Genomic DNA, 25,788 nt, shown 5'->3' on the forward strand with positions numbered 1-25,788 from the left:
TCCTAGTAAGGGGGCTTAGCCGAAGAACTCCGCGGCGTCGTCGTACCGGCTCTGCGGGACGAGCTTCAGCTGGCGGGTGGCATCGGCGAGCGAGACGCGGCCGATCTCCTGGCCGCGAAGCGACACCATCATCCCGTACTCGCCCGCGTGTGCGGCGTCGGCGGCGTTGACGCCGAAGCGGGTGGCCAGCACGCGGTCGAAGGGCGTCGGCGTGCCGCCGCGCTGCACGTGGCCCAGAACCGTCACCCGCACCTCTTTGTTGATTCGCTTCTCCACCTCGAAGGCGAGCTGCTGTGCGACGCCGGTGAAACGCTCGTGGCCGAACTCGTCGACTCCGCCCTGCCGCAGTTGCATCGACCCCTCGGCCGGCTTCGCGCCTTCTGCCACCACGCAGATGAAGTGCGAATCACCGCGCACGAAGCGCTGTTTGATCAGTCGGCAAACCTCTTCGACGTCGAAGGGCTGTTCGGGGATCAGCGTCATGTGCGCACCGGACGCCAACCCCGCATTCAACGCGATCCAGCCCGCGTGGCGGCCCATCACCTCGACGAGCATCACGCGCTGGTGTGACTCCGCAGTGCTGTGCAAGCGGTCGATGGCCTCGCTGGCCACCCCGAGCGCGGTGTCATGTCCGAACGTGACATCGGTGCAGTCGATGTCGTTGTCGATGGTCTTCGGCACGCCGACGACGGGAACGTTCTCCTCGGAGAGCCAGTGCGCTGCCGTGAGTGTGCCCTCGCCGCCGATCGGGATCAACACGTCGATGCCGTTGTCGTCGAGCGTCTGCTTGATCTGGTCGAGCCCGGCCCGCAGTTTCTCCGGATGCACGCGGGCGGTGCCGAGCATCGTGCCGCCCTTGGCCAGCAACCGGTCGTTGCGATCGTCGTTGGCCAGTTGGATGCGACGGTTCTCCAGCAGACCGCGCCAGCCGTCCTGGAATCCGACGACCGACGAGCCGTAGCGCACGTCGCACGTGCGCACCACGGCCCGAATGACCGCGTTCAGTCCCGGACAGTCACCGCCACCGGTCAGCACTCCGATCCGCATGGCTACATCCTCCCCGAGCGCGCGGATGTTTGCGCCCTCTGTCGGCGTTTGCGTCCAACAAACGTGCGCTCGCGGCGCCTAAACCGCCGTCGACAGCGGCCCGCGCGCCGCCTCATAGGCCGCACCGACGCGGTACAACCGGTCGTCGGCCAGCGCGGGCGCCATGATCTGCAGTCCGACGGGCAACTTGTCGTCGGGTGACAGCGCCGAAGGCACCGACATTCCGCAGTGGCCCGCCAGGTTCAACGGCAGCGTGCACAGGTCGAACAGGTACATCGCCAGCGGGTCGTCGACCTTCTCCCCCAATGGGAATGCCGTGGTCGGCGTCGTCGGCGAGATCAGCACGTCGACCTTCTCGTATGCCTCGTCGAGATCGCGCGCGATCAGCGTGCGCACCTTCTGCGCCTGGTTGTAATACGCGTCGTAGTACCCCGCCGACAGCGCATAGGTGCCAATCATGATGCGGCGCTTGACTTCCGGGCCGAAGCCGACGGCGCGGGTCAACGCCATGACTTCCTCGGCGCTGTGCGTACCGTCGTCGCCGACGCGCATCCCGAAGCGCATGGCGTCAAAGCGCGCGAGGTTGCTCGAGACCTCCGATGGAAGGATCAGGTAGTAGGCCGGCAGCGAGTAGTCGAAGTGCGGACAGTCCACCTCGCTGACCTCGGCGCCCAGCGCGGTCAGTTGTTCGACGGCGGCGTTGAACGACTCCAGCACACCGGGCTGATACCCGTCGCCGCGCAACTGCTTGACCACACCGATCCGCACGCCCGCCAGGTCACCGGCCGCCCCCGCCCGTGCGGCGCCGACAACGTCGGGCGCCGTCGCGCGGACCGACGTGGAGTCCTTCGCGTCGTGCCCGGCGATCACCTGGTGCAGCAGTGCGGTGTCGAGCACGGTGCGCGCGCACGGGCCGCCCTGGTCGAGCGAGGACGCGCAGGCGACCAGCCCGTAGCGCGAGACGGTTCCGTAAGTCGGTTTCACGCCGACCGTGGCGGTCAGCGCGGCCGGCTGGCGGATCGAGCCGCCGGTGTCGGTGCCGATGGCCAACGGCGCCTGAAACGCCGCCAGCGCCGCGGCGCTCCCGCCGCCGGAGCCGCCGGGTACGCGCTCGACGTCCCACGGGTTGCGCGTCGGCCCGTATGCGGAGTTCTCCGTGGACGAACCCATCGCGAACTCGTCCATGTTGGTCTTGCCGAGGATGGGCAAGCCTGCCGCGCGTAGCCGCATGGTGACGGTCGCGTCATAGGGCGATGTCCAGCCCTCGAGGATCTTCGATCCGCAGGTCGTCGGCATGTCGGTGGTGGTGAACACGTCCTTGAGCGCCACCGGCACCCCGGCCAGCGGCGAGGGCAGATCTTCTCCGGCCGCGACGGCCGCATCGACGCGCGCCGCGGCCTCCAGCGCACGCTCCTCCGCGACGTGCAGGAACGCGTGGTAACGGTCGTCGGTAGCGGCGATCTGGTCCAGGTGCGCCTGGGTGACCTCCGTCGACGACACCTCCTTGGCGGCGATCTGTCGCCCCAGCGTCGCGGCGTCCATCCGGGTGAGATCGCTCACTGCGCCTCCCCCAGGATCCGCGGCACCGCGAACCGGCCCTCGGCCGCCTTGGGCGCCTGGTTTAGCGCCTCCTCCTGCGTCAGGCACGGCTCGACCGTGTCCGGCCGGAACACGTTGACGTCGGTGAGCGGGTTTCCGGTCGGTTTGACCCCTTCAACGTCGACGGACTGGATTCGGCTGACGTGACCGAGGATGGCGTCCAACTGCCCGGCATAGCTGTCCAGCTCGTCTTCGGTCAGGGCGAGGCGGGCCAGACGCGCCAGATGGGCTACCTCGTCTCGGGAGATCTGCGACACGACACGCAAGCCTAGTCATCGCCGTTGCGGCCGCCGAGGCCGGAATGCCCGCGCCCTCCCGCTGTGCAAAAGTGTTGCGCGTGCCTACGTACCTGCTGCGGGTCCAGCTAGAGGACCGGCCCGGCAGCCTCGGCTCTCTTGCCGTGGCGCTCGGGTCGGTGGGCGCCGACATTCTCTCGCTCGACGTGGTGGAACGTTCGGTCGGCTACGCCGTCGACGATCTCGTGGTCGAACTGCCCGCCGGCGCGATGCCGGACATGCTGATCACCGCCGCCGAACAAATCAAGGGTGTCTACGTCGACTCGGTCCGGCCGCACACCGGCCTGCTCGAGGCACATCGCGAACTCGAGCTCATCGACCACATCGCGGCGGCGGACCGCAAGGACAAGTTGCAGGTCCTGGCCGACGAAGCGCCTCGGGTGCTGCGGGTGGGTTGGGCCACCGTGATGCACCTGACCGACGGCGGGCCGCAACGTGTCGTCGGCAGCTCCGGGGCGCCCGAGACGCAAGCGGCCGAGATCCCGTGGCTGCCACTCAGCCAGGCCGAGGCCCTAGACGGCGAGGCCACGTGGGTGCCGCAGGTCTGGCGCGACATGGCGACGACCCTGGCCGCCGCCCCGCTCGGCGATCCGCGCACCGCGGTGGTGCTGGGCCGCCCCGGCGGGCCGCAGTTCCGGCCCTCCGAGGTCGCCAGACTGGGTTACCTGGCGGGCATCGTCGCCACGATTCTGCGCTGAGTTCACGCGGCCGGGCGGCTGTTACGGTGGGCGGCAATCCCATCAACCGCACCGCTCAACGTCGACCGGAAGGTTTCGCGTGGAAACGCTGCTGATCGTGCTGGCCGCCATCCTGCTCATCGCGGCGATCGTCGTGCTGGTGAAGGCCCTTCAGCGGCCGAAGAAGCCGAAGACCCCGACCAGGCGCGAAGACCCGCTCAAGTTCGCCGCCACCATGCCGCAGTTCGGTCCCCGCCAACTCGGACCCGGCGCGATCGTCTCCCACGGTGGTATCGACTACGTGGTCCGCGGCACGGTGACGTTGCGGCAGGGCCCGTTCGTGTGGTGGGAGCACCTGCTCGAAGGCGATTCCGATTCGGAGCCGCTGTGGTTCAGCGTCGAGGAGGACGAGGGCCGACTCGAGTTGGTGATGTGGACACGGCGCAAGGATGCGGCGCTGCAGCCGGGCGGCGAACTCGCCGTCGACGGGGTTGCCTACCGCGAGACCGAACGCGGCAGCGCCTCGTTCACCACCGAAGGCACCACCGGACTCCCCGCGGGTGGGGAGATGGAGTTCGTCGACTACGCGAACGCCGACGAGACGGCGCTTCTCGGGTTTGAACGCTGGGCGCCCGACATGCCGTGGGAAGTGTCGACCGGCAAGCCCGTGCGGGCCGGCGAGTTGACGGTCTACCCCGCGCCACCGCCCACCGAATAGGAAACCGGGTGCCCTTTCACCGACTGGTAGTAGATCCGGCCGACGTGTCCGGAGCGGGGCTTCGGCTGGCGCTGAATGCATGCGTACCGACACCGCTGGCGGCGTACTCACTGCCCCACCCCGGCGGCGGCACGCTGGTGCTCGGCGTGCTCGGCGCGTCGCACGCGGTCGCCGTCGAGCAAGCCGAACACACCTTCTCCGAAGAGGTTTCGTGCACCGCGCGCACGGACACCGCGCTTCCGGGCCGCGCCGAAGCGCCCGGATACCGGATCGAGTCCTGGACGGAAACGTTTGGCGAAGCGGAGTTTCGCAGGTTCGCGCAGATGCTGCGGGTCAGTTGTGAGCGCGAGGACGGCTGGCTCGGTGGTGCGTTCCCAGGCGACGACGCCGCACTGACCGCGCTGGCCGCCGAACCGGACGGGCCCGGATGGCGCTGGCGGACATGGCATCTGTACCCCGACCAAGCCGCGGGCGGAACCGTCGTCTACACCCGCAGTCGGTGGCGAGCGTGAGCCGAACCGGGTTGTTCTGGCTGGCGGGCGGGTTGGCCGTGGCGGGGATCGCATGCCTGGTTCTCGGTATCTCGTTGCAGAACCGCGACATTCGTACGTACGTGGCCGAGAACTACGCCGCGTACTCGCACGGTTCGGAGGCCAGCAGCTACGAGTGCAGCGGGTCGCCCAGCGAAGTGGCCGACCGTCTTGCCGACTATCAGGCTCCCGAGGCGCGGGCCACCGACCGCGGCATCGAGTACCTGCGCTACGACGACGACATCGTGATCATCGGGCCGGACGGCAACCGACCATGCACCATCCGGGTCGAGGACGTTCGCGGCAGCAGATACAGCGGGGGCGCGTTCATCTTCCTCGGGCCCGGGTTCTTCCCCGGTGCACCGGCCGGCGGCGCGGGCGGTAGCTCCGGCGGCCCGGGTGGAACGAAATGACGCGCGCACCAGAGCCAATCAGGTAAGGAGAACCCCATGAATCTGACGATCGAATTCGGCACCATCAGCGGCGAGAGCCTCGCCCAGAATGTGGTCGCAGCGATCTTGTACTTCCTGGTCGGGGTCGGCGTCCTGGCAGCCGGATTCGCCATGGCCGACTTGCTTACCCCGGGGAATCTGCGTCGGTTGGTGTTCGTCGAGCGGCGGCCCAACGCCGTCGCGGTCGCATCGGGAATGTATGCAGCCCTGGCCATCGTGGTGATCTCGGCGATCGTGGCCAGTTCCAACGAACTGGGCCAGGGGCTCGTCGACGCGGCGGTGTACGGCCTCGTCGGCGTTGTGCTGCAAGGACTGGCGCTGATCGTGCTGGAAGTGGCGGTGCCCGGGCGTTTCCGCGACCTGATCACCGAGGAGCGGCTGCACCCGGCCGCCATCGCCACCGCCGTGACGCTGCTCGCCGTGGGAGGGGTGAACGCCGCCGCGCTGTCATGACGGCGACCGAACACGACGCACCCGCACCGGCACCGCGGCTGGCCGGATCGGTCAGGCGTTGGCGCGCGGTGTTGTTCGCCGCCGTGGCGGCGTGCGCGGCGTGCGGCATCATCTACGAACTGGCGCTGCTGACCCTGTCGACCAGCCTGCACGGCGGGGGCGTCGTGGCGATGTCACTGATCGTCGCCGGCTACGTCGCCGCGTTGGGCGTCGGTGCGCTCCTGGTGAAGCCGCTGCTGCATCGCGCGGCGGTCACGTTCATCGCCGTCGAGACGACGCTGGCGATCGTCGGCGGATTGTCTGCGGCCGCACTGTATGTCGCGTTCGCCTTCGTGGGAGGCTCGCTGTGGGTGCTCGCAATCGGCACCGCCGTGATCGGCTGCCTGGTCGGCGCCGAGGTGCCGTTGCTGATGACCCTGCTGCAGCGCGGACGCACCGCGGGCGCCACCGATACCGGTCGGGTGCTGGCCAACCTGAACGCCGCCGACTACCTGGGCGCGCTCATCGGCGGGCTGGTCTGGCCGTTTCTCCTCCTGCCGCAGCTGGGCATGATCCGGGGTGCGGCCGCCACCGGGATCGTCAACCTCGCCGCGGCGGCCGTCGTGGCGGTGCTCCTGCTGCGACGCATCGTCAGTACGCGCGAACTGGCGGTGTCGCTGGCGGTGCTGGCCGCTGCGCTGGCGGTGCTTGTCACGCTTCTGGTGCGCGCGGACGGCATTCAGGCTTCGACCCGGCAGCGCCTCTACGCCGATCCGATCATCACCTACGAGCAGTCGGCGTACCAGGAGATCGTCGTCACCCGGCGCGGTGACGACGTTCGGCTGTATCTCGATGGCGGCCTGCAGTTTTCTACCCGCGACGAGTACCGCTACACCGAGAGCCTGGTCTACCCGGCACTCGGTGGCGACCCGCGCTCGGTATTGATCCTCGGCGGCGGTGACGGCCTGGTGGCACGTGAAGTGTTGCGAGACGGGGACATCGAGACGATCGTGCAGGTGGAGTTGGACCCCGCGGTGGTCGAGGTGGGGCGTACCACGTTGCGCGACGCAAACGCCGGTGCCCTGGACGATCCGCGGATGCAGGTGGTCATCGACGACGCGATGACGTGGCTGCGCGACGCCGGGGGCACCGTCGAGCCGGGCGGCTTTGGCGCGGTGATCGCCGACCTGCCCGACCCCGACAGCCCGGCGCTGGGGCGGTTGTACTCGGTGGAGTTCTATGCATCGATCGCCCGCGTGTTGGCGCCGGACGGTCTGCTGGCCGTGCAGGCGGGTAGTCCCTTCTCCACCCCGGCCGCGTTCTGGCGCACGGTGTCGACGATCAGTGCCGCCGGCTACTCGGTGACCCCGTATCACGTGCACGTGCCGACATTCGGTGACTGGGGATTCGTACTGGCGCGCCGGGGCCCGATTGCGCCGAAGCCGACGATCCCGGCCGACGCCCCGCCGCTGCGCTACCTCGATCAGCGGACGCTGGATGCCGCCACTGTGTTCGGTGGCGACATTCGGCCCCAGTCATTGGAGCCCTCGACGCTCGACCACCCGCGCGTCGTCGACGACGTGCGGCGTGGATACCGCTGACCCGTCAGCCGCCCGCAGGCACCGGCCAGCGGTCGTTGACGTCGGCGTTGGTGTCCTTGCGGGCACAGTGCGCGCAACAGAAGATCGCTTCTTCTGTCTCGATGCCGTGACCGAGGATTCGGCACCCGCAGTGCGCGCACTCCGGGGCCAGCTGGACCGCCGCGCACTCGACGCTGTCGAACGTCGCGCCGCGGCCGTCGGGCCACGTCACGGTGAACGCCTTGTCGTAGTCGTTGCCACAGGTATCGCAGATCGCCATCACAACTCCTTGTCGATTCACCCAGTCGAGTGCCCGGTGAGCGGTGCCGACAAACGCGGCAGCAGCCAAAGGCAGCGACTCAGACGCCGTCGGGCCCGTTCTGCAACAACCGGGCGAACCCGTCCTCGTCGAGGATCGGCACGCCCAGCTCGACGGCCTTGTCGTACTTCGAGCCCGGCGAATCACCGGCGACCACGTACGCCGTCTTCTTCGACACGGAGCCGGCCGCCTTGCCACCGCGCGCGACGATCGCCTCCTTGGCCTCGTCACGTGAGTAACCGGCCAGCGACCCGGTGACCACGATCGACAACCCCTCCAAGGTCCGTTCGATGCTCGCGTCGCGTTCGTCGGCCATCCGCACGCCCGCGGCACGCCATTTGTCCACGATCGCCCGGTGCCAGTCGACGGTGAACCATTCGGTCACCGCGGCCGCGATCGTCGGGCCCACGCCTTCGACGACCGACAGCTCCTCCTCCGAAGCAGCCATGACGGCGTCGAGACTGCCGTACTCGGTGGCCAGTGCGCGCGCCGCCGTCGGCCCGACATGCCGGATCGACAATGCGACGAGCACCCGCCACAGCGGTTGGGATTTCGCGTTGTCCAGCTTGGCCAGCAGGCGTTTACCGTTCGCCGAGAGCTGTCCGTTCTTGGTGGTGAACAGGTCGGTGCGCAGCAGGTCCTCTTCGGTCAGCGTGAACAGGTCGCCCTCGTCGGTGATGACACCGGCCTGCAAAAGAGCGGTTCCCGCCTCATAGCCCAGACCCTCGATGTCGAACGCGCCGCGGCCGGCGACGTGAAACACGCGCTCGCGCAACTGCGCCGGACAGGACCGGGTGTTGGGGCAGCGGATGTCGGCGTCACCCTCCTTCGCGGGGGCGAGCAAGGTTGCGCACTCGGGGCAGTGGGTCGGCATCACGAACTCGCGTTCGGAGCCGTCGCGCAGATCGACGACCGGGCCGAGCACCTCGGGAATCACGTCACCGGCCTTGCGGATGACCACCGTGTCGCCGATGAGTACGCCCTTGCGCTTGACCTCCGAGGCGTTGTGCAGCGTGGCCTGGCTGACCGTCGAGCCGGCCACCTTGACCGGTTCCATCCACGCGAACGGCGTGACCCGGCCGGTACGTCCGACGTTGACCCTGATGTCGAGCAGTTTGGTCTGCGCCTCCTCGGGCGGGAACTTGTAGGCGATGGCCCACCGCGGCGCCCGCGATGTCGAGCCGAGCCTGCGCTGCAACGCGACATCGTCGACTTTGACCACCACACCGTCGATTTCGTGTTCGACGTCGTGGCGGTGCTCGCCCCAGTACGCGATGCGTTCGGTGACCGCGTCGATTCCAGTCACCTGGGCGGTGTGCTCGGAAACCGGCAATCCCCAGGCCGCCAGCGCGCGATAGGCGTCGTGCAGGGTTTTGGGCCGAAAACCCTCGGCGCGCCCCACGCCGTGGCAGATCATCCGCAGCTTGCGACGCGCGGTGACGGCGGGGTTCTTCTGCCGGAGCGAGCCCGCGGCGCTGTTGCGTGGATTGGCGAACGGTGGCTTACCGTCTGCGACCAGGCCGGCATTGAGGTCCTCGAAGTCGGCCACTCGGAAGAACACCTCGCCGCGTACTTCGAGGACCTTCGGCAAGGGGAATTCGTCGCTCTGCGCGAGCTTTTCGGGCACATCGCCGATGGTGCGGGCGTTCAGCGTGACGTCCTCACCGGTGCGGCCGTCCCCGCGGGTGGCCGCGCGCTCCAACCGGCCGTCGCGGTACACCAGGGCCAGCGCCACCCCGTCGATCTTGAGTTCGCACAGGAAGTTCGCCTCCTGCAGCACGTTGGGGCCGAGCTCGCTCTTGAGCCGGCCCACCCATGCCGAGAGCTCGTCGGGCGTGAATACGTTGTCCAGGCTCAACATCCGCTCGAGGTGTTCGGCGGAGGCGAAGTCGGTGGAGAAGCCGGCCCCTCCGACCAACTGCGTCGGCGAGTCCGGGGTCCGCAGTTCGGGGTGGTCGTCCTCGAGGGCCTGCAGTTCGCGAAGCAGCGTGTCGAACTCGGCGTCGGTGATGATCGGCGAGTCCCGCACGTAGTAGCGGAACTGGTGCTCACGCACCTCGTCAGCGAGCTCTTGCCAGCGACGACGCACGTCGGCGTCGGGGGCGTCGTCGGCCTGTGCGGCCAGCGCGTCTTTCGCACCCTTGGAGGTCACCTTCGCAGGCTAACCGAGCGGCCCGACAGCACCGCACCGTTACCCTGGCCCCATGCCGCACCCGATCATGTTCCGCGACGACGACCCGGTGCTGGCCCGGGTACGGACGGTGGCGCTGGCGTTCCCCGAGGCTTACGAGAAGGTCTCGCACGGACGGCCCGCGTTCTTCGTCGCCAAGATGTTCGCCATGTACGGCGGCAGCGTCAAACCGGCAACCAGGGGCGACTACATCCAGTACCCGCAGTCGATCCTGGTCAAGGTCGACGACAGTGAACGCCAGGCGCTGCAGCAGGACGCCCGATTCTTCTCGCCCGCATACCTTGGACCGTCGGGGTGGCTCGGGCTCGACCTGTCGGCACGCAAGAAGATCGACTGGGATGAGGTCCGCGAGCTGATCGATGCGTCGTTTCGGTTGACCGCGCCCGGAAAACTCGTCAAACAGCTCGACGAAGGCTGAACAGGTAGCAGGCAGGCCATGATTCGATCGGAGACGCCATGAGTTTCGCGAGCCCCTTCCCCGAGGTCGACATCCCGTCCACCAGTGTCTACGACTACCTGTTCGGTGATATCGCAGAAGACGACCTCGACCGCGTGGCGCTTGTCGATGCGAAATCGGGGCGCGAAACCACCTACCGCGAAACGATCGCGCGCGTCGACGCGTTCGCCGGTGCGCTCGCCGGGCGCGGGATCGGCGTCGGCGATGTGGTCGGCCTGCTCTCGCCGAACAGCTCGGGATTCGCGGTCGCATTCCACGGCATCCTGCGTGCGGGCGCGACGGCCACGACCGTCAACGCGTTGTTCACCGCCAAGGACATCGCCAAGCAGTTGACCGACTCGAACGCCAAGATGCTCGTGACGGTGTCGCCACTGCTGGCCCAAGCCGAGGAAGCGGCCGCGGCGGTCGGCATTCCCGACGACGGGCTCATCGTGCTCGACGGACCCGGCTTGTCCTCCGACGGGCATCCCAACGCCGCCGACCTCATGGGGCCGGGCCATCCACCGCCTGAGGTCAGCTTCGCGCCTTCGTCGCACTTGGCGGTGCTGCCCTACAGTTCGGGGACGACCGGAAACCCGAAGGGCGTCATGCTCACCCACCGCAACCTGGTGGCCAACGTCGCCCAGATCCGGCCGCTGCACGGCATGGTCGCCGACGACACCGTGTTGGCCGTTCTCCCGTTCTTCCACATCTACGGGATGACCGTGCTGCTCAACGCGGCACTGCACGCCAGGGCCCGGCTGGTCATCATGCCGAGCTTCGATCTCGGCGACTTCCTGGGCAACATCGCCGACCATGCATGCACCATCGCGTTCATCGCCCCGCCCGTCGCGGTTGCGCTGGCCAAACATCCGCTGGTCGACGAGTACGACCTGTCGTCGCTGAATGTCGTGATGTCGGGTGCGGCCCCCTTGGACGCCGACCTCGGCCACGCCGTCGCCGAGCGGTTGGGCTGCCGTGTGGTCCAGGGTTACGGCATGAGCGAGCTCAGCCCGGTCAGCCACATCACGCCGTTCGACGGCGGCCAACACGAGATGAACATGGTGGCCCCGCTCAGCTCGGTCGGCTGGACGGTGTCGAACGCCGCGTCGAAGATCGTCGACCCCGAGACCGGTGACGAGATCGACCCGCCCACAGAGGGTCTCAGCGAAACCGGCGAACTCTTGTTCAAGGGTCCCAACGTGATGGCGGGCTACCTCGGCAACGAGAAGGCCACCGAGGAGACCATCGACGACCAGGGTTGGTTGCACACCGGTGACCTCGCACAGGTCGACGCCGACGGGTGTGTCTACATCGTCGACCGGCTCAAGGAGCTGATCAAGTACAAGGGTTATCAGGTGCCGCCCGCCGAGCTGGAGGCCGTGCTGCTGACTCATCCCGACATCGCCGACGCAGCCGTGGTCGGAGTGCTCGACGCCGACGGCGAAGAGGTGCCTAAGGCGTTCGTGGTCAAGCGATCCGGAGCGGAGCTGAGCGAGGAGCAGGTGATCGAGTTCGTCGCGGGCGAAGTGGCTCCCTACAAGAAGGTCCGCCAGGTGGCGTTCATCGACGCGGTGCCGAAGTCGGCGTCCGGCAAGATCCTGCGCAAGGACCTACGCGGCTGATCGGGGCCGGCCGATCCGTTCGGCGGCCTGCGCCGCTCGGGCCTGCCGATAGCCCAGCGCGGCACCCGCCACGGGGATGAGCAGCAACCCGGCCAGGCCCCACAGCGGGTCGCTGGTCCCGGCGCCGGGCGCGACGACGAACTGGCGCACCACCGCGGGCGGGGTCGCCAGCGGGTCCAACGGAGCCGGAGCAGGCGGTGCCGGTGAGCGCGGCGGCGTCAGGACCGGTTGCGCGGCGACCGGCGCTGAGGGCGACGCCAGTGCTGGTGGCTGCCAATGGGTTTCGGGTTGGGAATCGCGGCTCTGCGGCGCGCGCCCGTTGCCGAACGCCACCTGCGGCGGCTCGAAGGCGGGGGCCGGCGCACTCGCAGCGCCGGATCCGCCAGAGGCAACCGGGGCGTCCGACGACGCGGTGTTCACGGGTGCTTCGACTGGGGGCGTCGCGCCGGCGACGGCCGACCGGCCGGCCGACACGTCGGGCGCAGCCGCACGGCCGGCCGACACGTCGGGCGCAGCCGCACGGCCGGCCGACACGTCGGGCGCAGCCGCACGGCCGGCCGATGCGCCGGGCGACGCTGTGCGGCCGACCGATGCGCCGGGCGACGCTGTGCGGCCGACCGATTCCGGGCCGAAAACAGCGCCAGGCCGGTTATCCGGCGACGGCTGCGTGAGCCCATCTCGGCCGGATCCGACCCGCGACTTCGGGGCCGCGCCGGGCCCGTTAGTGTCCCCGCCCCGTTTGCTGCCGGTGGGGCGCTTGCCGTCGCGACGGTCGTTGTCGTGCTTGCCGTTGCCGGACCCACGGCTGTGGTGGCCGCCGCGGTCGGCGCTGTGTCCCCGGTCCGAGCCGCGCGAATCTCCGGGGTGGGCGTATGCGACTGCTGCACCCGATCCGCTCACCAGGAGAAATACGGACACCACGCCGGCACCTGCGGCGAGGCGCGCGTTCATCCGGACACCATTCCCTTCTCGGCAAAGGCGATCGACGCCGCCTGCGAAGCATTCTCGCATGGGTAGGCGCGCAATACGAGGTGTCCGACAGGAACGCCGCAAATTGTCCAGCGAAGCGGCTCATCACCGATCCTCGACGTGCGCCCGCAGTCGGTCGATGGCACGGTCCCACCGCTGCGACATCTTCGCCAGATACTCGCCGGCGTCGACAAGAGATGCGGGCCGCATCCGCCAGATGCGCTCACGGCCACTGCGCTCGCTGCTCACCAGACCCACCGACTCCAACAGCAGCAGGTGTTTGGTCGTTGCCTGCCGGCTGACCGGTATCACCTCGGCGACTTCGCTGGTCGAACACGGCCCTCCATCGCACAACCGGGTGACGATGCGCAGGCGGTTCGGATCGCCCAAGGCGTTGAAGAACGACGACAGCGGCACATCCGCCGTCGATGTGCTCATACGGCCTCGCTGACGGCGAGGTACTTGCACACCAGTTCGGTCTGTGTGGCCCAGCCCTGACTGTTGGCATCGAACGCCGACGCCCGGCGGTGTGCGGGAAGTGCGTCGAATCCGGACTCGACGATGCGCAGCAGCACACCCTCGGCGACCTCTTCGAGCGTGAACTCGACCAGCGTGGTCGGTTCGTCGGCAGCGTCGACACCCTCTTCGACGCCGTAGGGATGCCAGCGGAACGCCAGCCGGCGTTGCGGTTCGACCGCTTCGACATGCCACACGTCGGCCATGCCTGCGAACGATTCCTGGTCCTTCGCCACGTCGGCGTCGACCGCCGTCGGGGTGAGGACACCGGTCAACGAAGTGCCCGCGACGAACGGCCCGTCGAAGCGCACCCCGAACCATTGCCCGAACTCGTCGGCGTCGCTGATCGCCCGCCAGACGCGGTCGAGCGGTGCCTTCAGCACAGCCTGCTTCTCGATCCGATCGCTACTCATATGCAACCTCCTGGTTGCGCCTCAATGTAGCGGGCGCCAGCGTCTAACGCAACTTTTTGGTTGCTCTTTCTGTGGACGCGTCGAATTCTTCGGCAGGGTCGTGGTTTTCGGTCGGCCACGACCCTGACGCAGAATTCGCCGGGGGTCCAGCTAGATCGCGTCGGGGTCCTCGGCGAAGGCGTCGGCCGCCTTCTGCGCCAACCCGATCGCGATGCGCGCCCATTCGGGGGTGGCGCCCGCCAGACCGCACGCGGGCGAGATGCCGGTCCGCTCCCTGAGCAGCGATCGGGAAAAACCGAGGCGGTCGGTCAGCGACACCACGGCCTTGGCGATCTCTTCGACCGAGGGACGCGTCTCCGGCGCTGTCGAGGGCACGACGCCGAACACCACCGTGCGACCCGAGTCGACGAACTCCCCGATACCGTCGAGGTCGTCAGCCACCAGCGCGGACACGTCGACAGAGATCGCGTCGATCGAACTGCGCTGCAACACATTCCACGGCACACCCGCGGCGCAGCCGTGCACGCCCACCGGGACGTCCGCCGCGATGACACATTCGTCGAGCAAACCGATGGCCTCCGCCTCGTCGACGGGGTGCACGGGTGTCAAACTGGTGACTCCGGTCAGCCGGCCTCCGAGCGCGGAGAACAACAGCGGTTCGTCGAATTGAACGACGACCGCCGCGTCCAGCCTCCGAGCGACAGTCGCGCGGTGCGCTGCGATCCCTTCAGCCAGCGAGGCAGTGAGGTCCCGCACCGCGCCTCGATCGGTCAGGGCGCGATGGCCGTTGGGAAGCTCCAGTTGCGCCGCCAACGTGACCGGCCCCGGCGCCTGAACCTTGACTGTGCGCCCACCGCCGCGCAAACCTGCTCTCTCCCAAGCTTCTTCGAGCGCGTCGAGGTCCTCCTCGAGCAGGCTCCTCGCCCGCCTGAGCACTGCTGTGCGGCCCGCGGCGATCCGATATCCGCGGGGCACGGTGTCCATACCGATGTCCACCAGGATCGCGCCGGCCCGACCGATCATGTCCGCACCCACGCCACGGCCCGGCAGTTCCACCAGATGCGGCAAGGTGTGCAGTTCGCCGACGACGACCTCGGCGGCCTCGCGCGCCGACGTTCCGGGCCAGGACCCGATGCCGGTGGCTGCGGCGAAAGCACTCACTCGTTTGACAGTATTCGATGGGGCTAACCTCATCCCGAAAGGGTTGGGGAAGGACAGGTCATGCCCGCAGCGCTCCGGTCGATCGTGCTGTGGTGCGTGGCGGTCGCGATCACCTCGGGCTGTACTCAGGTCATCGACGGACACGCGATGCGGGCGGCACCGGGCATCGACGACGGGTCGCTGTCGCCGGTCGATGTGGAGCCGATCATGCTCGACCAGTCGCAGATGCGCGCGATCACCGGAGCCGGCGAGGATCTCACGATCATCCCGACCATGGACGGCAAGATCCCGGTCGACATCGAGCCGCTCGCCGACACCACTCCCCTGCCGTGCCAATGGATCTTCGCCGAGACCCAGACCTTCGGACCCGACGTCGAGGAGTTCCGCAAGACCACGTTTCAACACCCGCCCGAAGGCGGGTTGATCTCCGAGGGTGCGGCGGCCTATCGCGACGCCGCGACCGCCCGGCGGGCGTTCGACTCGCTCGTCAGTCTCGTCGACGGTTGCAGTGCAACGCCTTTGGGGCCGATGTTCGTCGGCGAGTGGAGGGTGGGCGCGGACACCCTGCAGACCCGGCCCTCGGGTGCCTGCGGTCGCGACTACCGCGTCAAGTCGGTCGTGCTGGTGGAGGTGACCGCGTGCCGGTTCCCCGAGTCGGTGCCCGAGATCGTCATGTCCAACATCCTGGCCAACGTACCCGGATAGCTACCGGGTGATCGTCGCGCTGCCCAGCACCTCGTCGCCGGCCGGGTCGGGGCGGTACAGCACCATCGTCTGGCCGGGAGCCACGCCGCGCAGGGGTGCACGCAGCTCGACGACGAGCCGGCCGTCGCGCACTTCGACCACGCCGTCTCCGACACCGCCGTGCGCGCGGACCTGCACCTGACATTCGATCGGGCCCGCAGGCGCGACACCGGAGGTGAAGATCGGCCGCTCTCCGGTCACGGTCCACACGTCGAGGTCCTCGGCGCCGCCGACCCGCACGGTCGCGGTCTGCGGGTCGATAGCCGTCACATAGCGCGGCTGTCCGTCCGGGTCCGGCCCGGCGATACCCAGACCCTTGCGCTGACCCACCGTGAACCCGTGCACGCCGTCGTGTTCGGCCAGCACCGTCCCTGCGGCGTCGACGACCGAACCGCGTCGCACGCCGATCTTGGCGCCGAGGAACGCGCGGGTGTCACCGGAGGGAATGAAGCAGATGTCGTGACTGTCGGGTTTCTCGGCGACCGCGAGCCCGCGACGCGCAGCCTCCTCGCGGATCTGCGGCTTCGGGGTGTCGCCGACCGGGAACACCGCGTGCCGCAGTTGCTCGGCTGTCAGCACCGCGAGCACGTAGGACTGGTCTTTGGCGGCGTCGACCGCGCGGCGCAGTCGACCGTCCGACAGCCGGGCATAGTGTCCGGTCGCCACGGCGTCGAATCCCAACGCCAGCGCGCGGGCGGCCAATGCGGAGAACTTGATCCGTTCATTGCAGCGCACACACGGGTTCGGGGTCTCCCCGCGGGCGTATGACGACACGAAGTCGTCGATGACGTCCTCTTTGAACCGGTCGGCGAAATCCCAGACGTAGAACGGGATGTCGAGGATGTCGGCGACCCGACGCGCGTCGCCTGCGTCCTCTTTCGAACAACAGCCGCGCGAACCGGTGCGCAGCGTGCCAGGAGACGGTGACAGCGCCAGGTGAACACCCACGACGTCGTGACCGGCGTCGACCATCCTGGCGGCGGCGACCGAAGAGTCCACGCCGCCGCTCATCGCCACGAGTACCCGCACTACTCGACCACTCCCGAACTTGCCAGCGCCGCCTGCCGGGCCCGTTCGACCGCGGCGGGCAGCACCGCGAGCGCGGCATCGACGTCGACCTCACTGCTGGTGTGCCCCAACGAGAGTCGCAGAGAACCCCGCGCACTCGCCGGGTCCGCACCCATCGCGATCAACACGTGTGAGGGCTGCGCGACGCCTGCCGTGCAGGCCGAACCGGTCGAGCATTCGATACCCTTGGCGTCCAACAACATCAGCAGCGAGTCGCCCTCACAGCCGCGGAAGGTGAAGTGGCAGTTGCCGGGCAGCCGAGCGGCACCCGTCGCGCCGTTCACCTCGACGTCGTCGATGGCGGCCAACACGCCTTCGATCAAGCGGTCACGAAGCGCCGACACCCGCGCACCGTTGGCCTCGAGCCCGTCGACCGCGGCTATCGCCGCTGCGGCCATCGCGACGGCTCCCGCCACATACGGTGTGCCGGAGCGGACGTCGCGCTCCTGGCCTCCGCCGTGCAACAGCGGGACGCAGGCCGTGTCGCGGCGCAGCAGCAGCGCACCGATCCCGGTGGGGCCGCCGAACTTGTGCGCCGCGATGCTCATCGCCGAAAGCCCACTCGCGGCGAAGTCGACCGGAATGTGGCCGGCGGCCTGAACGGCATCGCTGTGCATCGGCACGTCGAATTCTGCTGCCACAGCGGCGAGCTCGGCGATCGGCATGATCGTCCCGACCTCGTTGTTGGCCCACATCACCGACACCAGAGCCACGTCGTCGTGGTCCTGCAGCGCCTGTCGCAGTGCCGCAGGCGTGACCGAACCGTCCTTCTCGACGGGCAGCCAGGTAACCTCGGCGCCCTCGTGCTCGACGCACCACTCGACCGAATCGAGCACGGCGTGGTGCTCGACCGGCGTGGTCACGATCCGCCTGCGGCGCGGATCGGCATCACGGCGGGCCCAGAAGATGCCTTTGAGCGCGAGGTTGTCGCTCTCGGTGCCACCCGCGGTGAAGATCACCTCCGACGGGCGGGCGCCCAGCAACTGGGCCAACGTCTCGCGCGACTCCTCCATTCGCCGCCGGGCCGTGCGGCCCGTGCCGTGCAACGACGACGCGTTGCCGACCGTCGCCATCGCGGCCGTCATCGCCTCGATGGCAGCGGGGTGCATCGGGGTGGTGGCGGCATGATCGAGGTAGACCGGCTGATCCGAGGTCATAACCAGTCCAGAATAGCCGTCGACCCGGGGCTCCCCCGATTCGCTCAGGCCACGAGCGCGTGACCGGACGGGTGTTTGGTGGTGTCGCCCCGCACCGCCGTCTCACAGCGATAGGCCAGGTCGCGACGCTCGGTTCCGGGTAGCTGCAGCGACTCCACGTGCACCCGCGCGACCGTGCGCTTCGTGGTGACCAGTCGCCGGATCGAGTCGACCAGTGTGTCTTCGCCCACATAGGCCGCGACGGTCGAGGCGGCGCCGTCGGGGTGGTGGTACGCCAAACGCAGCGGCTGGACCGGCCTGCCGGCGTCGATAGCGGCCTGGAACATGGCGGGGTGAAAGCGGCCGTACGCCAGTCCGCAGTAGGTGGTGCCCTCCGGAAAGGCGATCACGGTACGGCCCGCACTCAGGTTGCGGGTGACGGCGCCCACCACGTCGGGCAGGCGCCGCAGATTCGACCGCTCGATAGGGATCACCTTCAGCAGTCGGGCCAGCAGTCCGAGGCCCGGCCAGCTGACGAGCTCGGACTTGGCGACGAACCGGCCTGGCAGCACCGAACCGACCACGAAGACGTCCACCCAGGAAATGTGGCCGCTGACCACCAGAACGCCGCTCAGGTTGCGGATCGGGCCCCCCGACACCCTGGTCCGCACACCCAGGCAGTACAGCAGCAACCGGCAGTAGCCGCGCTGCAGATGTGATCGGCCGGGGGCGGGGACGGCCAGCATCGGCGCGAGCAGCAGGAGCAGCAGGGCCGAGGTGACCCGTACCGCGGCACGGCAGGTCACGATCACCCGTGGCCCGGACCGCGCGGCGCCTGGGCCGACGCAGCTCGCATCGCACGACGCCTTCGGTATCCAGGTGCCGAGGGTGCTCACGGCGCGATTCCGCCGGCCAGGGCGGCGCCCTCGACGGACCTCAGCCTGCGCAGGTAGCGCGTGTCGGCCCGGCGTTTGTCGAGCAACGCCGGGAAATCGCCAACGCCGAAATCGGGATCGTGGGCGGGTTCGCCGCACACCTGCGCGCCGAGCCGCAGGTAGCCGCGCATCAACGGTGGTACGACGAGCCTCTCCGGCGGCTCGATGTCGTCGACGCCCTTGCCTTCAACAGTCACCGGCCGGTACGGGTGCACGGTGTAGAGCGCCGGTGCGGCGTGGCGACGACGGACGAAATCGCGGACTCCGCGGATCTGTGCGCCCGGCGGGTAACCGTCGGGGCCGTGGACGGGCACCGACACGCAGCCGGTGACGTAGTCATACCCGCAGCGGTCGAGGTACGCCAGGATCCCGGCCCACATCAGCAGCACGACAGCTCCGCTGCGGTGATCCGCTCGCACCACGGCCCGGCCCATCTCGACCAGGCCCGGCCGCAGGGGATCGAGCGCACGCACATCGAATTCGGTTGCGCTGTAGAGGCTTCCGGCAGCGACGGCGCCCGCGGGTGGCAGCATTCGATAGCAGCCGACGAGTTCGCCGGTGATGTCCTCGCGTACCAGCAGGTGATCGCAGTGCTCGTCGAAGCGGTCGGCGTCCAGGCCGTCGGCGGAACCGGTCAGCGTGAATCCGGGCTCGGCGGTGAACACCTCGTAGCGCAACCGTTGCGCCGCTTCGACGAGCGTGGCATTCGTCGTCAGCAGCAGGGTGTAGCGCGGTGCGGGTCGTGCGGACCCGGTCCGGCTGCGGTCGATCTCTTCGGGGGCGATGAGTACAGAATCAGTGCTCATGGCTGCACGCTCGCCCAGCCGCATCTCCGGACGGCATCGGAGGCGTGACGTGTCGATGAGCGCCAGGTGACGAATTGCCCCGGCGAAACGTCAGTCGCCGAGCAGCACGACGTTGTCGGCTACCGCGTTGCGGGGTGTGCGCACGTGGTTGGCCGGGAAGTTCGGGTCGGCGTACCCGATCGCGAGTCCGCACAACACCCGCAGTTCGGCGGGGATGTCCAGCTGTTCGCGCAGCACCTCTGGGAAGTGTGCAACCGAAACCTGCACACACGTGTCGAGACCGCGTTCGGTCAGCGCAAGCACCAGCGTCTGCAGGAACATCCCGACCGCGAGGCTGTCCGCGTGTCCGAGATCGCGGTGCATGCAGACAACTCCCGCCACCGGGGCACCGAAGAACTCGAAGTTGCGCAGCTGTGCGAGACGTCGCCCCTCGGCGTCGTGACGGGCCACACCCATCGAGCCGTAGACCAACGCCCCCAACTCCTGCCGCAGCGGTGCGAAGCTCTCCGGAATCCCCATGATCGCGGGAAAACCGGCGGACGCGCGGTGCAGCAATGATTCGACGAGTTTGTCGCGGCGCGCGCCGGTGGCCAGGAACAGCCGCCAGGGTTGGATATTGGAGTTCGACGGTGCACGCATCGCCAGCTCCAGCGCCTCGTCGAGCAGTACGCGCGGTACGGGCTTGTCGGGCAGGAACTTCCGTGTGCAGTGCCGCTCGCTAATAGTCCGGTCCAGGTCGCTCTCGGGCGCCGCTAAGGTCATCGTTGTGCCAGCCAATCCGTGAAGTGGGTCGCCGCGATGACGGCGCCGTCGCCGGTGACCAGGCTCCGCTCGTCGAGCGGAGTGCCGAAGTACGTCGCCTCGGTGGTGACCACGACCGGCCGCTCGTCGCCGCGTGCGGCCAGCACCGCACCTGCGAGCTCGGCGAACGGCATCTTGTCGGGCCCGCCGATATCGACGTGACCATTGCTCGGGGTCGCCACGGCTGTCCGGGCCACCTCGGCGGCGACCTCATCGGCTGCGATCGGCTGGATCAGCGCATCGGGCGCCCGCACTTCGCCGTTGCTGCTCAGCGATTCGGTGATCGCCTCGGCGAATTCGTGGAACTGCGTGGCGCGCACGATGCTGAACGGCAGTCCGGAGTCTTTGATGATGCGTTCCTGCGCGACCTTCGCACGCAGATAACCGCTTTCGGGAAGCCCGTCGGCGCCGACGATCGACAGCGCCACGACGTGACCCACCCGCGCGGCCGTCGCGGCGCCCACCAGATTCGTCGTCGACCTCATGAAGAAGTCCATGACCGCGTCGTCCTCGAACGACGGCGAGTTGGTCACGTCGATCACCACATCCGCGCCGGCGACCGCTTCGGCCACCCCGGCGCCGGTCAAAACGTCCAAACCGGTGGAGCGCGCCGCGGCGACCACCTCGTGGCCGTCCGCGGTGAGGATCGAAACCACCTTCGAGCCGATGAGGCCGGTCGCACCGAACACGGTGATCTTCATCTCGAAACCTTTCGTCGTGCCTGTCACGAAAAGACTGGCACGCCGGTGGCTGTGATCGAGCCCTTGAAAGTCCGTAGTCCGGAGCCGCCGAGCGTCCACCCTTGTACACCTACGGGGCCCCGAATCTGTACATACCTGCGCGCTTGTGGCATGCAAAAGGCCCCCGAACAGTGTCCGGGGGCCCTTCGCGCGGAAGAATCAGCCCTTGCGAGCCTTGACCGCCTCGGTCAGCTGCGGTGTGACCTTGAACAGGTCGCCGACGATGCCGAGGTCGGCGATCTCGAAGATCGGCGCCTCTTCGTCCTTGTTCACCGCGATGATCGTCTTGGACGTCTGCATGCCCGCGCGGTGCTGAATGGCGCCGGAGATGCCCAGGGCGATGTAGAGCTGCGGCGACACCGTCTTACCGGTTTGGCCCACCTGGAACTGGCCCGGGTAGTAGCCGGAGTCGACGGCGGCACGGGACGCGCCGACGGCGCCGCCGAGCGAGTCCGCGAGCTCCTCGACCACATTGAAGTTCTCCGCGCTGCCCACACCGCGGCCGCCCGAGACGACAACCGTCGCCTCGGTCAGCTCCGGACGGTCACCCGCGACCGCGGGCTCGCGCTTGGTGATCTTCGTCGCGTTCTCGGCCTGGCCGGGCACCTCGACGTTGACGACCTCGCCCGCACCGTCGGCGGGTTCGGCGTCGACCGATCCGGCGCGCAGCGTGATGACCGGAACCTCACCGGTGGACTCGGCCTCGACGGTGAACGCACCACCGAAGATCGAGTGCACGGCCTTGCCGCCCTCGTTGACGTCGACGACGTCGGTGAGCACACCGGAACCGGTGCGGGCGGCCAGCCGGCCGGCGATCTCCTTGCCGTCGGCGTTGGCCGACAGCAGAACACCGGCGGGCGACGCCGACTCGACCAGCGATGCCAGCACGTCGACCTGCGGGGTGATCAGGTAGTTCTCCGCGTCGTCGGACTCGGCGACGTAGATCTTGGCCGCGCCCGCGGCCTTCAGGCCGTCGGTGAGCGGTTCTGCGGTACCCGGCGCGCCGACGACGACGGCCGAGGGCTCGCCGAGCTTGCGAGCCGCGGTGATCAACTCCGAGGTGACCTTCTTCAGTGCACCTTCGGCGTGCTCAACGAGCACGAGTACTTCAGCCATGAGTTCTTCTCTCGTCTCTTGTTCTTCGCAGTCTCGGTCTCGGGCTTAGATGATTTTTTGGGCGACCAGGTACTCGGCGATCTTGGTTCCACCGTCGCCTTCGTCGGTGACCTTCTCGCCGGCGGTCTTCGGCGGCTTCGGCGTCGACGACAGCACCTTGGACCCGGCGTTGGCGAGACCGACCTCATCGGCCTCGACACCGATCTCGCCGAGCGTGAGCTTGGTGACTTCCTTCTTCTTGGCGGCCATGATGCCCTTGAAGGACGGGAAGCGAGGCTCGTTGATCTTCTCGTTGACGCTGACCACGGCGGGCAGCGGAGCCTCGACGAAGAACACGCCGTCGTCGGTCTCCCGCTCGCCGCTGACCTTGCCGTCCTCGACGGTCACCTTGCGCAGATGCGTCAGCTGCGGCAGGCCCAGGTACTCGGCGATGATCGCGGGGACCGCGCCGCCGGTGCCGTCGGTGGCCTCGTTGCCGGCGATGACCAGCTCGGTGCCCTCGATGGTCCCCAGCGCACGTGCCAGGGCCCAACCGGTCTGGACCATGTCCGAGCCGTGCATGCCCTCGTCGACGAGGTGCACGGCCTTGTCGGCACCCATCGAAAGCGCCTTGCGGATCGCTTCGGTCGCGCGCTCGGGGCCGGCCGTCAGCACCGTCACAGTGCTGTCGCCGCCTTCCCTCTCCTTGATGAGCAGCGCTTCCTCGACCGCGCGCTCGTTGATCTCGTCGAGCACCGCGTCGGCCGCCTCGCGGTCGAGAGTGAAGTCGCCGTCGGTGAGCTTGCGCTCCGACCAGGTGTCAGGGACCTGTTTGATCAGGACCACGATGTTCGTCATGAGTGTGGTTCGTCCTCCTCGAAGGGGCCGATGATCGGCCCGCATAGCACGCTTTGAGCAACAACCACCATGTTACTCGCGGGTAACTTGTGGCGGTTCGCAGGAACACTGTAGCGGGTCGAAGTTCGTGTTCTAGCAGCACGTAGGGGGTGAACCATTCGTCTGTGGGCCGTTTCACGTTAGCCTGCCTTCCAATGAGCGCTTTTGTTACTGATGGACCCGACCTCCCCCTTACCGGGGAACGCACGGTTCCGGACCTCGCGGAGGAGAACTACTGGTTCCGCCGCCACGAGGTCGTCTACGAGCAGATGGCCGACCGCTGCGCCGATCGCGACGTGCTCGAGGCCGGCTGCGGTGAGGGCTATGGGGCCAACCTGATCGCCGACGTCGCCCGCCGCGTGATCGGCCTGGACTACGACGAGACAGCGGTCGCCCACGTCCGTGCGCGGTATCCGCGCGTGGACATGCGCCACTGCAACCTGGCCGAGTTGCCGCTCGCTGACGGCTCGGTTGATGTCGTCGTGAACTTCCAGGTCATCGAACACCTCTGGGATCAGGGCCAATTCGTGCGCGAATGCCTGCGCGTGCTGCGTCCGGGTGGGTGTCTGCTGATGTCGACGCCGAACCGGATCACGTTCTCCCCGGGCCGGGACACCCCGATCAACCCGTTCCACACCCGCGAACTCAACGCCGCCGAGCTGACCGAACTGCTCACCACCGAAGGTTTCGAGGTCGAGTGCGTGTACGGGGTCTTTCACGGGCCGCGGCTCGTCGAACTCGACGCCCGACACGGTGGCTCGATCATCGACGCCCAGATCGCGCGGGCATTGGCCGATGCGCCGTGGCCCGCGGACCTGCTCGCCGACGTGGCCTCCGTGCGCAGCGACGACTTCGATCTGGTCGACGCGCGCGATCGGAACATCGACGACAGCCTCGATCTGGTCGCGATCGCGGTGCGGCCGTGACATCCGCCGACCCCCCGGGGCTGAATGTCGCCGGCGACCCGGCTCCCCGGTCCAATGTCGCCGGCGACCCGGCTCCCCGGTCCAATGTCGCCGGCGACCCGGCTCCCCGGTCCAATGTCGCCGGCGACCCGGCTCCGGGCCTCTTCACGCTCGTTCTGCACACCCACCTGCCCTGGCTGGCTCATCACGGCCGGTGGCCCGTCGGTGAGGAGTGGCTCTACCAGTCGTGGTCGGCGTGCTACCTCCCGCTGATGCGGGTGCTGCGCACGTTGGCGGCCGAAGGCCGTCGCCACCAGTTGACGCTGGGCATGACGCCGGTAGTCACCGCACAACTCGACGACCCGTACTGCCTGACGGGCATGCACCACTGGCTGGCGAACTGGCAGCTGCGCGCGCTCGAGGCGACAACTCTCGGTGATCCGTTGCGCCAGTTCGGTGTTCGCGAGCATACCGAGGCCGAGCAGGCCATCGAGGACTTCGCCACGCTGTGGGCGCACGGCGGCAGTCCCTTGCTGCGCGAGGTGATCGACGCCGAAACCATCGAACTGCTCGGCGGTCCGCTCGCGCATCCGTTCCAGCCGCTACTCAACCCGAGGCTGCGGGAATTCGCGCTGCACGAGGGGCTCGCCGATGCCCGCTTGCGGTTCGCGCACACACCAGTCGGCATCTGGGCCCCGGAATGCGCCTACGCGCCAGGCATGGAAACCGACTACGCCGCAGCAGGTGTCGGCCACTTCATGGTCGACGGACCGTCCCTGCACGGCGACACCGCGCTCGGCCGTCCCGTCGGATCGTCCGACGTGGTGGCTTTCGGCCGGGACCTGCACGTCAGCTATCGGGTGTGGTCGCCGAAGTCCGGCTACCCCGGGCACGTCGCCTACCGCGACTTCCACACCTACGATCACACAACCGGACTCAAGCCGGCCCGGGTGACGGGCCGCAATGTGCCGTCGGAGGCCAAGGCGCCGTACGACCCGGAGCGCGCCGACCGTGCGATCGACGCGCACGTCGCCGATTTCGTCGCGGTGGTCCGGCAGCGTCTGTGCGACGAGAGCGAACGCATCGGGCGCCCCGCACACGTCATCGCCGCATTCGACACCGAGTTGTTCGGCCACTGGTGGTATGAGGGCCCCGTGTGGCTCGAGCGGGTGCTGCGCGCGCTACCCGAGGCCGGTGTGCGCGTCGGCACGCTGAGCGACGCCAAGGCCGACGGCTTCGTCGGCCCACCTGTCGAATTACCGCCCAGCTCATGGGGTTCCGGCAAGGATTGGCAGGTGTGGGCCGGTGAGCAGGTCGCCGATCTGGTCCAGTTGAACACCGAGGTAGTCGACACCGCGCTGGCGACCGTCGACAAGGCGCTCGGCGAGACCGACGCTCCGCCTGCACGCAACTTCGTCGCCGACCAGATCCTGCGCGAGACGCTGCTGACCGTGTCGAGCGACTGGCCGTTCATGGTCAGCAAGGACTCAGCGGCCGACTATGCCCGCTACCGTGCGCATCTGCACGCCCACGCCACCCGCGAGATCGCCGACGCCGCGGCGTCCGGTCGCCATGAGCATGCACAGCGTCTCGCCGCCGGCTGGAACCGCGCCGACGGTCTGTTCGGCGCGCTGGACGCCCGGCGGTTACCGCGATGACTCCACTCGCAACCTTCACTTCTTCGAGCGACCGCGTTCCCC

General features: G+C 68.5%; 28 protein-coding genes. 11 read left to right on the plus strand and 17 right to left on the minus strand.

The window, feature by feature from the left end:
* Positions 1–15 precede the first annotated feature (15 nt).
* From AAHH99_RS07890 to gatC, 3 genes are all read right to left on the minus strand, one after another.
* Positions 16–1,047, minus strand: a complete 1,032-nt coding sequence (locus AAHH99_RS07890) for an ATP-dependent 6-phosphofructokinase (RefSeq protein WP_064398530.1) — start codon at positions 1,045–1,047, stop codon at positions 16–18.
* A 78-nt stretch (positions 1,048–1,125) separates the two neighbouring features.
* Positions 1,126–2,589 (minus strand): Asp-tRNA(Asn)/Glu-tRNA(Gln) amidotransferase subunit GatA, encoded by a 1,464-nt coding sequence (gene gatA / locus AAHH99_RS07895; RefSeq protein WP_418769553.1) that lies wholly within the window; start codon positions 2,587–2,589, stop codon positions 1,126–1,128.
* A 14-nt stretch (positions 2,590–2,603) separates the two neighbouring features.
* Positions 2,604–2,903, minus strand: coding sequence for an Asp-tRNA(Asn)/Glu-tRNA(Gln) amidotransferase subunit GatC (gene gatC, locus AAHH99_RS07900; protein ID WP_418768162.1), 300 nt, complete (start codon positions 2,901–2,903; stop codon positions 2,604–2,606).
* An 80-nt stretch (positions 2,904–2,983) separates the two neighbouring features.
* Between gatC and AAHH99_RS07905 the strand changes: the two genes are divergently transcribed.
* From AAHH99_RS07905 to AAHH99_RS07930, 6 genes are all read left to right on the plus strand, one after another.
* Positions 2,984–3,640 (plus strand): amino acid-binding protein, encoded by a 657-nt coding sequence (locus AAHH99_RS07905; protein WP_418768163.1) that lies wholly within the window; start codon positions 2,984–2,986, stop codon positions 3,638–3,640.
* Between the two features lie 79 nt (positions 3,641–3,719).
* The gene (locus AAHH99_RS07910; RefSeq protein WP_418768164.1) at positions 3,720–4,337 is read left to right on the plus strand and encodes a DUF4178 domain-containing protein; all 618 of its coding nucleotides are present in this window, start codon (positions 3,720–3,722) and stop codon (positions 4,335–4,337) included.
* Between the two features lie 8 nt (positions 4,338–4,345).
* A complete protein-coding gene (locus AAHH99_RS07915) occupies positions 4,346–4,849 on the plus strand; it encodes a DUF2617 family protein (RefSeq protein ID WP_418768165.1) in 504 nt (167 codons plus the stop codon).
* On the plus strand, positions 4,846–5,280 hold the full coding sequence (locus AAHH99_RS07920) for a DUF4247 domain-containing protein (protein ID WP_418768166.1): 435 nt from the start codon (positions 4,846–4,848) through the stop codon (positions 5,278–5,280). Before AAHH99_RS07915 ends, AAHH99_RS07920 begins: the two co-directional genes overlap by 4 nt.
* 36 nt (positions 5,281–5,316) lie before the next feature.
* On the plus strand, positions 5,317–5,772 hold the full coding sequence (locus AAHH99_RS07925) for a DUF350 domain-containing protein (RefSeq protein WP_418768167.1): 456 nt from the start codon (positions 5,317–5,319) through the stop codon (positions 5,770–5,772).
* Entirely contained in the window at positions 5,769–7,352 is a 1,584-nt protein-coding gene (locus AAHH99_RS07930; protein WP_418768168.1) for a polyamine aminopropyltransferase, read from the plus strand. Before AAHH99_RS07925 ends, AAHH99_RS07930 begins: the two co-directional genes overlap by 4 nt.
* A 4-nt stretch (positions 7,353–7,356) precedes the next feature.
* Here AAHH99_RS07930 and AAHH99_RS07935 read toward each other — a convergent pair whose 3' ends face one another.
* Positions 7,357–7,611 carry a hypothetical protein gene (locus tag AAHH99_RS07935; protein ID WP_418768169.1) on the minus strand — a complete coding sequence of 85 codons (255 nt, stop codon included), beginning with the start codon at positions 7,609–7,611 and terminating at the stop codon, positions 7,357–7,359.
* 79 nt (positions 7,612–7,690) lie between these two features.
* Entirely contained in the window at positions 7,691–9,775 is a 2,085-nt protein-coding gene (gene ligA / locus AAHH99_RS07940; protein WP_418769554.1) for an NAD-dependent DNA ligase LigA, read from the minus strand.
* Between the two features lie 79 nt (positions 9,776–9,854).
* On the opposite strand from ligA, the gene AAHH99_RS07945 reads away from it, so the two are divergent.
* A complete protein-coding gene (locus AAHH99_RS07945; RefSeq protein WP_418768170.1) occupies positions 9,855–10,259 on the plus strand; it encodes an MmcQ/YjbR family DNA-binding protein in 405 nt (134 codons plus the stop codon).
* Between the two features lie 38 nt (positions 10,260–10,297).
* The gene (locus tag AAHH99_RS07950) at positions 10,298–11,902 is read left to right on the plus strand and encodes a 4-coumarate--CoA ligase family protein (protein ID WP_418768171.1); all 1,605 of its coding nucleotides are present in this window, start codon (positions 10,298–10,300) and stop codon (positions 11,900–11,902) included.
* On the opposite strand, the gene AAHH99_RS07955 is transcribed toward AAHH99_RS07950, so the two are convergent.
* The 4 genes from AAHH99_RS07955 to AAHH99_RS07970 form a co-directional block, all read right to left on the minus strand.
* The gene (locus tag AAHH99_RS07955; protein ID WP_418768172.1) at positions 11,891–12,853 is read right to left on the minus strand and encodes a hypothetical protein; all 963 of its coding nucleotides are present in this window, start codon (positions 12,851–12,853) and stop codon (positions 11,891–11,893) included. The genes AAHH99_RS07950 and AAHH99_RS07955 overlap by 12 nt on opposite strands.
* Before the next feature lie 123 nt (positions 12,854–12,976).
* Positions 12,977–13,309 (minus strand): ArsR/SmtB family transcription factor, encoded by a 333-nt coding sequence (locus AAHH99_RS07960; protein WP_418768173.1) that lies wholly within the window; start codon positions 13,307–13,309, stop codon positions 12,977–12,979.
* On the minus strand, positions 13,306–13,800 hold the full coding sequence (locus tag AAHH99_RS07965) for an SRPBCC family protein (RefSeq protein ID WP_418768174.1): 495 nt from the start codon (positions 13,798–13,800) through the stop codon (positions 13,306–13,308). The genes AAHH99_RS07960 and AAHH99_RS07965 overlap by 4 nt, the downstream gene beginning before the upstream one ends.
* A 150-nt stretch (positions 13,801–13,950) precedes the next feature.
* A complete protein-coding gene (locus AAHH99_RS07970; protein ID WP_418768175.1) occupies positions 13,951–14,961 on the minus strand; it encodes a methionine synthase in 1,011 nt (336 codons plus the stop codon).
* A 60-nt stretch (positions 14,962–15,021) separates the two neighbouring features.
* On the opposite strand from AAHH99_RS07970, the gene AAHH99_RS07975 reads away from it, so the two are divergent.
* Positions 15,022–15,666, plus strand: coding sequence for a sensor domain-containing protein (locus AAHH99_RS07975; protein ID WP_418768176.1), 645 nt, complete (start codon positions 15,022–15,024; stop codon positions 15,664–15,666).
* Here the strand turns inward: AAHH99_RS07975 and mnmA are convergent, their stop codons facing one another.
* The 8 genes from mnmA to AAHH99_RS08015 form a co-directional block, all read right to left on the minus strand.
* Positions 15,667–16,734 carry a tRNA 2-thiouridine(34) synthase MnmA gene (mnmA, locus tag AAHH99_RS07980; RefSeq protein WP_418768177.1) on the minus strand — a complete coding sequence of 356 codons (1,068 nt, stop codon included), beginning with the start codon at positions 16,732–16,734 and terminating at the stop codon, positions 15,667–15,669. It lies immediately after the preceding gene.
* Positions 16,734–17,930: a cysteine desulfurase family protein gene (locus AAHH99_RS07985; RefSeq protein ID WP_418768178.1), complete on the minus strand. Its 1,197-nt coding sequence runs from the start codon at positions 17,928–17,930 to the stop codon at positions 16,734–16,736. Before AAHH99_RS07985 ends, mnmA begins: the two co-directional genes overlap by 1 nt.
* Before the next feature lie 44 nt (positions 17,931–17,974).
* Positions 17,975–18,805 (minus strand): lysophospholipid acyltransferase family protein, encoded by an 831-nt coding sequence (locus AAHH99_RS07990; RefSeq protein ID WP_418768179.1) that lies wholly within the window; start codon positions 18,803–18,805, stop codon positions 17,975–17,977.
* Positions 18,802–19,650 carry a GNAT family N-acetyltransferase gene (locus AAHH99_RS07995; protein ID WP_418768180.1) on the minus strand — a complete coding sequence of 283 codons (849 nt, stop codon included), beginning with the start codon at positions 19,648–19,650 and terminating at the stop codon, positions 18,802–18,804. The genes AAHH99_RS07990 and AAHH99_RS07995 overlap by 4 nt, the downstream gene beginning before the upstream one ends.
* A 90-nt stretch (positions 19,651–19,740) precedes the next feature.
* Positions 19,741–20,412 carry a nitroreductase gene (locus AAHH99_RS08000; protein WP_418768181.1) on the minus strand — a complete coding sequence of 224 codons (672 nt, stop codon included), beginning with the start codon at positions 20,410–20,412 and terminating at the stop codon, positions 19,741–19,743.
* A complete protein-coding gene (locus AAHH99_RS08005) occupies positions 20,409–21,152 on the minus strand; it encodes an SDR family oxidoreductase (protein ID WP_418768182.1) in 744 nt (247 codons plus the stop codon). Before AAHH99_RS08005 ends, AAHH99_RS08000 begins: the two co-directional genes overlap by 4 nt.
* Positions 21,153–21,350: 198 nt before the next feature.
* Positions 21,351–22,307, minus strand: coding sequence for an electron transfer flavoprotein subunit alpha/FixB family protein (locus AAHH99_RS08010; RefSeq protein WP_418768183.1), 957 nt, complete (start codon positions 22,305–22,307; stop codon positions 21,351–21,353).
* Positions 22,308–22,352: 45 nt separating this feature from the next.
* Positions 22,353–23,144: an electron transfer flavoprotein subunit beta/FixA family protein gene (locus tag AAHH99_RS08015; RefSeq protein WP_418768184.1), complete on the minus strand. Its 792-nt coding sequence runs from the start codon at positions 23,142–23,144 to the stop codon at positions 22,353–22,355.
* A gap of 194 nt (positions 23,145–23,338) precedes the next feature.
* Between AAHH99_RS08015 and AAHH99_RS08020 the strand changes: the two genes are divergently transcribed.
* Positions 23,339–24,109, plus strand: a complete 771-nt coding sequence (locus AAHH99_RS08020) for a class I SAM-dependent methyltransferase (protein WP_418768185.1) — start codon at positions 23,339–23,341, stop codon at positions 24,107–24,109.
* Between the two features lie 155 nt (positions 24,110–24,264).
* Positions 24,265–25,746: a 1,4-alpha-glucan branching protein domain-containing protein gene (locus AAHH99_RS08025; RefSeq protein WP_418769555.1), complete on the plus strand. Its 1,482-nt coding sequence runs from the start codon at positions 24,265–24,267 to the stop codon at positions 25,744–25,746.
* The last annotated feature ends 42 nt before the right edge of the window (positions 25,747–25,788 follow it).

The sequence above is a fragment of the Mycobacterium neumannii genome, from assembly GCF_048452905.1.
Classification (GTDB): Bacteria; Actinomycetota; Actinomycetes; order Mycobacteriales; family Mycobacteriaceae; genus Mycobacterium; species Mycobacterium neumannii_B.

Bases quoted from the DNA above. Each gene is read 5' to 3' on its own strand.
- AAHH99_RS07930 (WP_418768168.1), top strand. From the start codon at position 5,769: ATGACGGCGACCGAACACGACGCACCCGCACCGGCACCGCGGCTGGCC.
- AAHH99_RS08000 (WP_418768181.1), bottom strand. From the start codon at position 20,412: ATGACCTTAGCGGCGCCCGAGAGCGACCTGGACCGGACTATTAGCGAG.
- AAHH99_RS07975 (WP_418768176.1), top strand. From the start codon at position 15,022: ATGCCCGCAGCGCTCCGGTCGATCGTGCTGTGGTGCGTGGCGGTCGCG.
- AAHH99_RS08010 (WP_418768183.1), bottom strand. From the start codon at position 22,307: ATGGCTGAAGTACTCGTGCTCGTTGAGCACGCCGAAGGTGCACTGAAG.
- AAHH99_RS07995 (WP_418768180.1), bottom strand. From the start codon at position 19,650: ATGAGCACTGATTCTGTACTCATCGCCCCCGAAGAGATCGACCGCAGC.
- AAHH99_RS07935 (WP_418768169.1), bottom strand. From the start codon at position 7,611: ATGGCGATCTGCGATACCTGTGGCAACGACTACGACAAGGCGTTCACC.
- AAHH99_RS08020 (WP_418768185.1), top strand. From the start codon at position 23,339: ATGAGCGCTTTTGTTACTGATGGACCCGACCTCCCCCTTACCGGGGAA.
- AAHH99_RS08015 (WP_418768184.1), bottom strand. From the start codon at position 23,144: ATGACGAACATCGTGGTCCTGATCAAACAGGTCCCTGACACCTGGTCG.
- AAHH99_RS07945 (WP_418768170.1), top strand. From the start codon at position 9,855: ATGCCGCACCCGATCATGTTCCGCGACGACGACCCGGTGCTGGCCCGG.
- AAHH99_RS08005 (WP_418768182.1), bottom strand. From the start codon at position 21,152: ATGAAGATCACCGTGTTCGGTGCGACCGGCCTCATCGGCTCGAAGGTG.
- AAHH99_RS07960 (WP_418768173.1), bottom strand. From the start codon at position 13,309: ATGAGCACATCGACGGCGGATGTGCCGCTGTCGTCGTTCTTCAACGCC.
- AAHH99_RS07985 (WP_418768178.1), bottom strand. From the start codon at position 17,930: ATGACCTCGGATCAGCCGGTCTACCTCGATCATGCCGCCACCACCCCG.
- gatA (WP_418769553.1), bottom strand. From the start codon at position 2,589: ATGGACGCCGCGACGCTGGGGCGACAGATCGCCGCCAAGGAGGTGTCG.
- AAHH99_RS07925 (WP_418768167.1), top strand. From the start codon at position 5,317: ATGAATCTGACGATCGAATTCGGCACCATCAGCGGCGAGAGCCTCGCC.
- AAHH99_RS07950 (WP_418768171.1), top strand. From the start codon at position 10,298: ATGAGTTTCGCGAGCCCCTTCCCCGAGGTCGACATCCCGTCCACCAGT.
- AAHH99_RS07965 (WP_418768174.1), bottom strand. From the start codon at position 13,800: ATGAGTAGCGATCGGATCGAGAAGCAGGCTGTGCTGAAGGCACCGCTC.
- AAHH99_RS07955 (WP_418768172.1), bottom strand. From the start codon at position 12,853: ATGAACGCGCGCCTCGCCGCAGGTGCCGGCGTGGTGTCCGTATTTCTC.
- AAHH99_RS07890 (WP_064398530.1), bottom strand. From the start codon at position 1,047: ATGCGGATCGGAGTGCTGACCGGTGGCGGTGACTGTCCGGGACTGAAC.